At 69.6% G+C, this 9,607-nt stretch carries 9 protein-coding genes and 1 pseudogene; 4 read left to right on the forward strand and 6 right to left on the reverse strand.

The features are described 5' to 3' along the window. Positions 1 to 43: 43 nt before the first annotated feature. Positions 44 to 1,411, reverse strand: a complete 1,368-nt coding sequence (locus RIN18_RS16755; RefSeq protein ID WP_309082606.1) for a glucose-6-phosphate dehydrogenase — start codon at positions 1,409 to 1,411, stop codon at positions 44 to 46. 76 nt (positions 1,412 to 1,487) lie between these two features. On the opposite strand from RIN18_RS16755, the gene RIN18_RS16760 reads away from it, so the two are divergent. Further along, entirely contained in the window at positions 1,488 to 3,284 is a 1,797-nt protein-coding gene (locus tag RIN18_RS16760; protein ID WP_309082604.1) for a glycoside hydrolase family 15 protein, read from the forward strand. A gap of 56 nt (positions 3,285 to 3,340) precedes the next feature. Here the strand turns inward: RIN18_RS16760 and RIN18_RS16765 are convergent, their stop codons facing one another. The 5 genes from RIN18_RS16765 to RIN18_RS16785 all read right to left on the reverse strand — a co-directional run bounded on the left by RIN18_RS16765 (position 3,341) and on the right by RIN18_RS16785 (position 8,032). After that, complete coding sequence (locus RIN18_RS16765; protein ID WP_309082602.1) at positions 3,341 to 3,928, reverse strand: nitroreductase family protein; 588 nt, start codon at positions 3,926 to 3,928, stop codon at positions 3,341 to 3,343. Positions 3,929 to 4,013: 85 nt separating this feature from the next. Next, entirely contained in the window at positions 4,014 to 5,114 is a 1,101-nt protein-coding gene (locus tag RIN18_RS16770; RefSeq protein WP_309082600.1) for an ABC transporter permease, read from the reverse strand. Then, complete coding sequence (locus RIN18_RS16775; protein ID WP_309082639.1) at positions 5,111 to 5,995, reverse strand: ATP-binding cassette domain-containing protein; 885 nt, start codon at positions 5,993 to 5,995, stop codon at positions 5,111 to 5,113. Before RIN18_RS16775 ends, RIN18_RS16770 begins: the two co-directional genes overlap by 4 nt. Before the next feature lie 88 nt (positions 5,996 to 6,083). Further along, the gene (locus tag RIN18_RS16780) at positions 6,084 to 6,773 is read right to left on the reverse strand and encodes a response regulator transcription factor (protein WP_309082598.1); all 690 of its coding nucleotides are present in this window, start codon (positions 6,771 to 6,773) and stop codon (positions 6,084 to 6,086) included. Then, positions 6,770 to 8,032, reverse strand: coding sequence for a sensor histidine kinase (locus RIN18_RS16785; protein WP_309082596.1), 1,263 nt, complete (start codon positions 8,030 to 8,032; stop codon positions 6,770 to 6,772). Before RIN18_RS16785 ends, RIN18_RS16780 begins: the two co-directional genes overlap by 4 nt. Before the next feature lie 164 nt (positions 8,033 to 8,196). Here RIN18_RS16785 and RIN18_RS16790 point away from each other — a divergent pair, with 164 nt between their 5' ends. From RIN18_RS16790 to RIN18_RS16800, 3 genes and pseudogenes are all read left to right on the forward strand, one after another. Then, positions 8,197 to 8,643, forward strand: a complete 447-nt coding sequence (locus RIN18_RS16790) for a VOC family protein (protein ID WP_309082594.1) — start codon at positions 8,197 to 8,199, stop codon at positions 8,641 to 8,643. A gap of 1 nt (position 8,644) precedes the next feature. Next, complete coding sequence (locus RIN18_RS16795) at positions 8,645 to 9,346, forward strand: helix-turn-helix domain-containing protein (RefSeq protein ID WP_309082592.1); 702 nt, start codon at positions 8,645 to 8,647, stop codon at positions 9,344 to 9,346. Then, a pseudogene (locus RIN18_RS16800) lies at positions 9,343 to 9,607 on the forward strand (dihydrofolate reductase family protein); the annotation flags it as partial. The gene RIN18_RS16795 and the pseudogene RIN18_RS16800, both read left to right, overlap by 4 nt.

The following is a 9,607-nucleotide window of genomic DNA, read 5'->3' on the forward strand; positions in this document are numbered from 1 at the left end:
TCTTCTGCCATGTTCCCTCCCGACGATTCCCGATTCGACCCGGTCACGATGACGTCGATGTCGCCCAGGCCTTCGGCCCGGTCGAGCCGGCGGCGTACTCCTCCAGCGGCACATCGCCGCGCTTCCATGCCTCCCGCACCGGTTGGATGATGCGCCAGCACTCCTCGGCCTCGTCGGCTCGCACCGACAGCGCCACGTTGCCGTCGAGCAGCTCTTCGATGACCTCCTCGTACGAGCGCTGCTGGCCCTCGCCCAGATCTGTGACGAGATCCTCCTCGCGCAGCTCGAACGGGTCGTCACCGCCGGTCACGTGCAGACGCAGATGCATCTCGTCAGGCCCGAGCGAGAACGTCAGGCGCCCGCCGTCTTCCGGCCGGCCGTCCAGCCCCGGCGGCACATGCCGGACGGGCTTGAACGTGACCACGATCTCGGACCACTTGCGCGTGAGCGCCTTGCCGGATCGCAGCACGAACGGCACGCCGGCCCAGCGATCGCTCGCGATCTCGAACGTCACCTCGGCGAGCGTCTCGGTCTGCGCGGCCTCGTCCACACCCTCCTCGTCGGCGTAGGACGGCAGTTCACGCTCGCCGATCCGGCCGGCCGTGTAGCGCGCACGCCGCGAGAAGCCGACCGGGTCGTCGTAGAACACCCGAGTCGCCCGCAGCACGGCGGCCTTGGCGTCTCGCAGGTCGCGCTCGCCGAGGGTGGCCGGCGGATCCATGGCCAGCAGGGCGAGCACCTGCAGCAGATGACTCTGGATCATGTCGATCATGGCACCGGCATGGTCGTAGTAGCGGGCGCGGCCCTCGAGGGCCACACTCTCATCGAAGCGGATGAGCACGTGATCGATGTGCTCGGCCGACCAGACCGGCTCCCAGATCCGGTTGGCGAGCCGGACGCCGAGCAGGTTCAGCAGGGTCGACCGGCCGAGGAAGTGATCCACGCGGAAGATCTGCCGTTCCGGCACGAGTGCGGTGAGCTTCTCGTTCAGCTCGCGCGCGCTCGCCTCGTCCTCGCCGAACGGCTTCTCCATCGCGAGCACGGTGCCCTCCGGAAGGGTCACGCCCTTCATCGCATCGATCATCGCCGTCGTGATCGCCGGCGGCAGCGCGAAGTACAGCACGGTCGACGGGGCGAGGCTCTCGACGAGCGCGGCGACCGCCGTCGGATCGGTGACGTCGGCGGCGATGTACTCGCCGATCTCGACCTGTTCCAGCGCGTCGGGGGCGCTGGAGAACGCCGCTCGCACCAGTGAGGCCCACTGCCCGGCATCCCACTGCTCCGCACCCGCCCCGCGAAGGGCGACGCGTCGGTCGGTCTCCTTGCTCAGCAGCGCCGCGAGCGAGGGAAGGAGCAGGCGCGAGGTGAGGTCGCCGGAGGCGCCGAGGATGAACAGTGTCGTGTTCGGCATGTCCCGACCTTATCCAGGAGGCCGGGCCACGCAACCCCCTGGCACCGGCAGTCGGGCAAGTGCGAGACTTCGCGAGATGGCCGAACTGATCGAAGACTACGCACTGTTGAGCAACTGCCGTACCGCCGCGCTTGTGTCGAGGTACGGCTCCATCGACTGGCTGTGCCTGCCCCGCCTGGATTCTCCGTCGGTCTTCGCCCGCCTGCTGGGCGACGAAGCGCACGGCCGGTGGGAGGTGCGGCCGACCGATCCCGACGCGACGTGCACCCGGCACTACGACCGCGACACGTTCGTGCTGGTCACGCGCTGGGAGGTCGGTGGTGCGATCGCCGAGGTGCACGATTTCATGCCGATCGACCCGGATCCGCACGTCGAGATCCGCCGCATCGACCTCGTCCGTCGCGTCGTCGGCGTGCAGGGCGAGATGACGTTCGGCCAGCGGCTCAGCATCCGCTTCGATTACTCCCGGGCGATGCCGTGGGTGCGGCAGACCGGCTCGGCCGACGAGCCGCGGCTGGTAGCGATGGCGGGGCCGGATGCCGTTGCGATGCGCGGCGCCCCTCTGAAAGCCGCCGATCACGAGCACCGCGGGGAGGTCTCCGTCTCGGCTGGCGATGTGCGCGACCTGCACCTGACGTGGTTCCCGTCCTATCGTGAGGTTCCCGAGCCGCTCGACGTCGACGACGCGCTCGAGCGGACCCGCGCATGGTGGCAGGGCTGGGCCGACCGTATCGAGCATGACGGACCGCACCGCGAGCTCGTCGTGCGGTCGCTGCTGATTCTGCGGGCGCTGACCAACCACGACACCGGCGGCATCGCCGCCGCGGCATCCATGTCTCTACCGGAGGACATCGGCGGGGAGCGCAACTGGGACTACCGCTACGTGTGGCTGCGCGACGCCGCCCTGACGCTGGAGGCGCTGCTCGCGCACGGTTTCCTGGGCCTTGCCGACCGCTGGCGGGAGTGGCTGCTGCGGGCCGTCGCGGGCGACCCCGCCGATCTGCAGATCATGTACGGGCTGGCCGGAGAGCGCGACCTCACCGAGCGCATCATCCCCGACCTGCCGGGGTACGAGGGCTCGCGGCCGGTGCGGATCGGCAACGGAGCGGCCGGGCAGTACCAGGCGGATGTCGTCGGCGAGGTGCTCGTCACACTCTCGGCCGCTCGCAGCGCCGGGCTCAACGAGGCCGAGTTCTCGTGGCCGCTGGAGCGGCAGCTGGTGCGCTTCGTATCGGAGCAGCTCGAGCGTCCCGACCACGGCCTGTGGGAGATCCGCGGCGAACCGCACATGTTCACCCACTCGCGGGTGATGATGTGGGCGACCTTCGACCGGGGGGTGCGCGCCGTCGAGGAGCACGGGCTGCCCGGGCCCGTCGAGCGCTGGCGCGGACTGCGCGACCGCATGCGCGAGGAGATCGACGAGCACGGTGTGGTGAACGGGCACTTCACGCAGTACTACGGCACCGACGAGGTGGACGCGTCGCTGCTGCTGCTCGTGCAGGTCGGCTACTGCGCGCCGGACGATCCACGCATGCTCGCGACCGTCGAGCGCATCGAGCAGACGCTGATGCACGACGGTCTGGTGCTGCGGTACCGCACCGAGACCGGAGTCGACGGACTGTCCGGTGACGAGAGCCCGTTCCTCGCCTGTTCGTTCTGGCTCGTGGAGCAGTACGCCTCGACCGGTCGCATGGAGGAGGCACGGGCGCTGATGGAGCGGCTCTGCTCGCTCGCCAACGACGTGGGGATGCTCTCGGAGGAGTACGATCCGCGCGCGCAGCGCCAGGTCGGCAACACGCCGCAGGCGTTCTCGCACCTCGGGCTGGTGCGCGCGGCGGACGCTCTCGCGCGGGGCGACCGCCTCCCGCGTTGAGCTGAGCCCTCCTGGGTCCCTGAGCCGGTCGAACGGCCCCAGGAGGGGTCAGCTGCTCAGGCGCTCGCGATGACCGTCTCGGCCAGCGGACGGCGGACGCGCGGTGCGACCTCGCGTTCCTGGAGTGCCTCGGGAAGCTGCGAGACGTCACCGAGCTCACCGAGGGCGATGACCGTCGTGGGAACGAAGCGCTCTTCGAGGTCGAGGAGGTCGCGGAGCTGACCGGGTGCGAAGCCGCTCATCTGGTGGGCGACCAGCCCGTCATGGTGCGCCTGCACCGACAGATGTGCGACGGCCTGCCCGAGGTCGTAGACGGCGTGCGGGATCGGCTTGCCGTCGGCATCCGCCGTCTCCGCCACTGCGACGACGAGGGCGGCCGCCGCACCCGCCCAGGTCTGGTTGAACCCGATGAGCGTCTCGAGCACCCGGGCATGCAGTTCGCTGCCGCGCCGCGCGACGACGAATCGCCACGGCTGCAGGTTGTACGCCGACGGCGACCAGCGCGCCGCCTCGAGCGCGGACGCCAGCTTCGCCTCGTCGATCGGGGCGTGACGATCGTAGGCGCGCGGGCTCCACCGGTCGGCGAGGACGTCGAGGACGGGGTGCTCGGTCTGGGCGGTGCGGTCGAGGACGGGAGTGCTCACGAGATGAGGCCCTTCGGATCGGTTCGAATGCGGGAGGACCTCATCGTCCGTTGGTTGCAACCATTCTATGCGGGCGCATATTCCCTCAGCCTCGCAGTGCCTCCCGCAGCTTCACCCGTGCACCCATTCGCAACAGCGAGTTCTCGTAGATCTTCGCCGCCACGAGAATCGCCGCCACGCACGACAGCAGCAGCACGACGATCGAGACCAGCGGCTCCCACCACTGGGCTTCGCCGACGAAGAGCCGCATCGGCATCCCGACCGGCGCCGAGAACGGCACGTACGACATGATCGTCAGCACCAGCGGGTTGTCGTTGAAGAAGATGACCAGCATGTACGGGGCCATCACGAGCATCGTGATCGGCATCGTCGTCGCCCCGATGTCCTCTTGTCGCGACACCATCGCGGCGGCCGCCGCGAACAGGGCCGCCAGCAGGACGAAGCCGAGCCCGAAGAAGACGGCGAACCACACCACGGGGCCGCCGATCCCGGCGAGCAGCTCGTTCTGCCCGGTCACGATCAGGCCGACCACGGCGATCGCTGCCAGCAGCACGATCTGGCCCATCGCGAGCACCGTGTTCCCGACGATCTTCCCTGCTAGAAGGGCGCGGGTCGGGATCGCCGAGATCAGCAGTTCGACGACTCGGGTCTGCTTCTCTTCCACCACGCTCTGGGCGATCGTCCCGCCGAAGGTGGATGCCGCGATGAGGAACACCAGGCCGAAGCCGAGGGCGATGAAGTAGCGGATCATCGGGTCGGTGGTCTGCGGCTCGAGGATCTCGACCTCGGGGGATTGCGACAGCATCATCGCCAGTGTGCGAGGAGCCTCTTCGAGCGCCAGGATCGTGTATCCGAAGGGCCCGTCGTCAGAGGGTACGAGGGCCGCTTCGACGTCGCCCGAGCGCACGAGCTCTTCGGCCGCTGCGCGGTCGGCGACCTCGGTGGGATCGATGAGATCGACGCCCTGCACCACCTCGGCGGTCTCGGCCGTGACGGCGACAGCCGTCTGTCCCGCCGACTTGCCCGCGAACCCGCCGAAGAGCACGCCGGCGAGTGCCAGGGCGAGCAGGATGCCGGTGCCTATCAGGAACGCCTTACTGCGCAGCTTGGCGCCGATCTCGCGTTCCGCGACCAGCCAGATCGCCGAAGGAGTGGATGCCGCAACGCGGGCAGTCGTCGGGATCACTGGATGACCTCCTTGAAGATCTGGGCGAGGGAAGGCTGCTGAGGGGCGAACGAGCTGACGTCGCCGTGCTGCAGGGCGGTGCGCAGCACCCGCTGGGCGGTGGCCGGTGCGTCGACGTCGAACAGTGCGGTGCCGCCCTCGAAGTCGACGACCGTCACGCCGGGTTCGCCGCGCAGCCAGCCGGTGTCGCCGCTGGCGACGAGACGGTATCGGTCGGTGGAGTGCTGTTCCCGCAGCTCGTCGCGGGACCCGGACGCGCGGATGGTGCCACCGGCGATGATGATCAGGTCGTCGCACAGCCGTTCGACGACGTCGAGCTGGTGGGAGGAGAACAGGATCGCGGCGCCCTGCGCAGCCCGACTCTGCAGCACTCCCGCCACCACTTCGACGGCGAGCGGATCAAGACCCGAGAACGGCTCGTCGAGGATGAGCACCTGCGGGTCGTGCACGAGAGCGGCGGCGATCTGCGCGCGCTGCTGGTTGCCCAGCGAGAGCGACTCGATGGTGTCATCGAGGCGCTCGCCGAGTCCGAGCTCTTCGAGCAGCGCGGTCGCGCGCGTGGTGGCATCCGCCTTGCCGAAACCGTGCAGGCGGGCGAGGTACACCACCTGCTCGAGCACCTTCATCTTCGGGTACAGGCCGCGCTCCTCGGGCATGTAGCCGAATCGCTGTCGGTCAGCGGTGGTGAGCGCGGTGCCCCCGAGGGTGACCGTCCCGCCGTCGGCGGAGAGCACGCCGAGGATGATCCGCATGGTGGTCGTCTTGCCGGCCCCATTGCCGCCGACGAATCCGGTCAGTCGCCCCGGAGCGACGCCGAAGCGGATGCCGTCGAGCACCAGCCGGGAGCCGTAGCTCTTGGTGATGCCGTCGAGTTGCAGCAGTCCTGTCATGCTTCAACGCTAGGGAGGGGTGGATGCCGGGGCATCCCCCGCCGGGCTGATCGCCCCGCATCCGCCCTGCGGCGGATGGCTACACCAAGCCGTGGCGATGGGCGAGCACGACGGCCTGCACGCGGTCGCGGGCGCCGAGCTTCTGCAGCACGCGCGAGACATGCGTCTTCACCGTGGCCTCCCCGATGAAGAGCGCCCGGGCGATCTCGGCGTTGCTGCGGGCGTCGGCCATCAGGTGCAGCACCTCCGCCTCACGCTCGGTGAGCGGCTCGGCGGGGAACCGTTGGGCCCCTGGGGCCTGTCCTGAGCCTGTCGAAGGGTGGGGTCGTTCGCCCGTCGAAGGGCCCGCGAATCTTCGCAGGACTCTCCTGGTGACCTCGGGCGCCAGCATCCCGTCGCCCGCGGCGAGCGACCGTACGGCGGCGATCAGCTCTTCGGGACCGGCGTTCTTGAGCAGGAAGCCGCTGGCGCCCGCCTGCAGCGCGTCGAACAGGTAGTCGTCGCGGTCGAAGGTCGTCACGATCGCGACGGCCGCGGGGATCGTAGGGTCGGCGATGATCCGGCGCGTGGCGTCCAGACCGTCCATGTCGGGCATCTGCACGTCCATCGTGATCACGTCGGGGCGCAACTCGGCGGCGAGGGCGACGGCCTCGGCGCCCGATGCCGCCTCGCCGACGACCTCGATGTCGGGCTGTGTGCCGAGGATCGTGCGGAAGCCGGCGCGGAGCATCGCGTGATCGTCGACCAGCAGTACCCGCGTCGCCGTCATCGCACGCTCTCCTTCGCCGCGGACAGCGGCAGCGTGGCGCGCACCCGGAAACCGCCCTCAGCGCGCGGCTGCAGTTCGATTGCGCCTCCCGACGCGTGCGCGCGCTCGCGCATGCCCAGCTGCCCGAGCCCGGGGCGTACGGGCCCGACGGGGCGACCGGTGTTGACGACCTCGAGCTCGACGGCATCCGGCTCGTACCGCACCCGTACATCGGCGCTCGCGCCAGCACCGGCATGCCGTCGAGCGTTCGTGAGCGCCTCCTGCGCGATGCGGTACAGGTTCACGCCGACCGTCGGCGGCACCAGTACGGGGTCGCCGATCACGTGGTGCTCGGTCGGCAGGCCGGCCTCTGTCGACGCGGCGACGAGCTGGGCGATGTCGTCGACGCCGAACGTGGAGGCAGCCTCATCGACGGCATCCCCGGGTGCGCGCAGGGTCTCCAGCAGCTGGCGGAACTCCCGGGTCGCCTCGCGCGAACCCTCCTCGATGCCGGCGAGCATCTCCCTCGCGCGCTGGGGATCCTGATCGAACACCAATCGCGCGGCCCCGGCCTGCACTCCCATGACCGAGACGTGGTGCGCGACCACGTCGTGCAGCTCGCGGGCCAGGCGCACACGATCGAGGGCGACGGCCTGTGCGGCGGTGACCTCGCGTTCGCGCTCGAGCTCCCGGGTGCGCTCCTCGAGAGCGTGGCGCTGGGCGGCCGCATGCCAAGAGCGTTCGCCGAAGTAGTACGCCCCGCCGAAGTAGAGGACGTTCAGCAGCAGCTGGAGCATCATCACCGCCACGTAGGGCGAGAACAGCCCGGCCGCGACCCCGGCCTCAGCCGCCTGTTCGATGGCTTCGCGGTACATGGCCACGACCAGCCACACGAACATGCCGATGATGATGGCGACCCGTACGATCATCGCGGCACGACGGTTCGGCATCCAGGCGCCCACGGTGTAGAAGGCGACGAACATCGCGATGTTCAGCACGTACATCTCCGGCACGTGTAGCGTGACGCTCACGAAGAAGACCAGCGCGACGACGATGGCGACCGCAGCCGGCCAGCGGCGGCGCACGGCGAGCGGAGCGGACACCGCAGCGACCGAGACCAGCGCCGTCCACATCGGCGCCTGCTCGTCGCCGTAGACGCGGGCCACGGTCGACAGCCCGGCGCTGATGATCCCGCCCACCAGCAGCGCGGCGGCCAACAGCAGATCCTGCTGCAGCTCGCGCTGGGTGGGGACGCGGGTGAACGAGGCGGATGCCGGCATGGATCCACCGTACGGGCGAGCGCAGGGCGACGGCATCCGTCGCAGGGCGGATGGCCACTTGCTATTGACAAGCATGGTTGTTATTTGCAAGTATGCTTCGACAGGCTCAGCAATCCGACCGGGGTTCACGAATCGAGCCGAACGATATCGACAGAGGAGTCATCGTGACCAAGATCTTCGTCAACCTGCCCACCAGCGACCTCGAGCGCAGCAAGGCGTTCTATACGGCGCTGGGTTGCGACCTCAACCCGCTGTTCACCGACGAGAACGCCGCGTGCATCGTCTGGAGCGAGGACGTGTATTTCATGGTCGTCACCCGGCCGCACCTCGCGCAGTTCACCGACAAGCCCATCGTCGACCCGAAGGATGCGGCGCAGGTGCTCGTGGCGCTCAGCCGCGAGTCGCGGGAGGACGTCGACGACGTCGCCGCGAAGGGCCTCGCCGCCGGCGGCACCGAGCCCCGCGAGCCGCAGGACTACGGCTTCATGTACTCGCGAAGCCTGGAGGACCCGGACGGCAACATCGTCGAGTTCCTCTACATGTCCGACGAAGCCGCCGAGAAGGGGCCCGAGGCGTACATGGCCGAGCAGAACGCCGGCGAGTCGGCCTGACGTGGCCGCGCGCAGCTACGGCCAGTACTGCGGGGTGACGACGGCCATCGAGCTGGTCGGGGAGCGGTGGGCGCTGCTCATCGTCCGCGACCTGCTCGTCGGTCCTCGCCGCTACACCGATCTGAAGCAGGGCCTGCCGCGCATTCCCACCAACATCCTGTCCACGCGTCTGAAGGAGCTGCAGGAAGGCGGGGTCGTGCGTCGCGTCCCGCTGATGCACTGCGGCCTCGTCTACGAACTCACCCCCTACGGCCGGGCGCTGGAGCCGATCATCCTGGCGCTCGGCCGCTGGGGGTTCCAGGCCATGGGAGACCCCTCGCCCGACGACGTGGTCACCCCGGACTCGATCACCATGGCGCTGCGGACCTCCTTCCAGCCGCAGCGCGCCGAGGATCTCGACATCGAGCTGCACGTCGGCGATGTGGCGTTGCGCGTGATCGTGCGCGACGGCGGCCTGTCGGTCGCGCAGCTGGCACCGCCCGCGCCGCCCGTCGGGGGTCGGATGCCGGAGGGCGAGCCGGATGCCGTGATCGTCGCCGGCCCCGGCATCCGCCTGCTCATCGGGGGAGAGGTGACGCCCGACGAGGCGATCGCGCAGGACATCGTCGCCGTGGTGCGCGGCGAGAAGCGGATGCTGAACGCGTTCGCCACCACCTTCCACATCGCACCGGTCACATCCGAGCTGCAAGGGAGCACCTCATGAGCGGACGCATCATCATCGACCTGTTCACCACTCTCGACGGCGTCGCGCAGGCGCCCGGCGGGCCGGAGGAGGACCCGAGCGGCGGCTTCCGGTTCGGCGGATGGCAGGCGCCGCTGCCGAGCGAGGCCGTCGGCCGCAGCGTCACCGAGGGCATGCAGACCCTCGACGCGCTGCTGCTGGGCCGGCGCACCTACGACATCTTCGCGGGGTACTGGCCGCAGCACACCACCGGCCCCGAGGGCTGGATCGGCCAGCTTTTCG

The sequence above is a fragment of the Microbacterium sp. genome (assembly GCF_031179285.1).
GTDB lineage: Bacteria > Actinomycetota > Actinomycetes > Actinomycetales > Microbacteriaceae > Microbacterium.

What these genes read in the sequence shown, in the direction of transcription:
- RIN18_RS16755 (WP_309082606.1), bottom strand. Translation starts at nt 1,411, where the DNA reads ATGCCGAACACGACACTGTTCATCCTCGGCGCCTCCGGCGACCTCACC.
- RIN18_RS16760 (WP_309082604.1), top strand. Translation starts at nt 1,488, where the DNA reads ATGGCCGAACTGATCGAAGACTACGCACTGTTGAGCAACTGCCGTACC.
- RIN18_RS16780 (WP_309082598.1), bottom strand. Translation starts at nt 6,773, where the DNA reads ATGACGGCGACGCGGGTACTGCTGGTCGACGATCACGCGATGCTCCGC.
- RIN18_RS16785 (WP_309082596.1), bottom strand. Translation starts at nt 8,032, where the DNA reads ATGCCGGCATCCGCCTCGTTCACCCGCGTCCCCACCCAGCGCGAGCTG.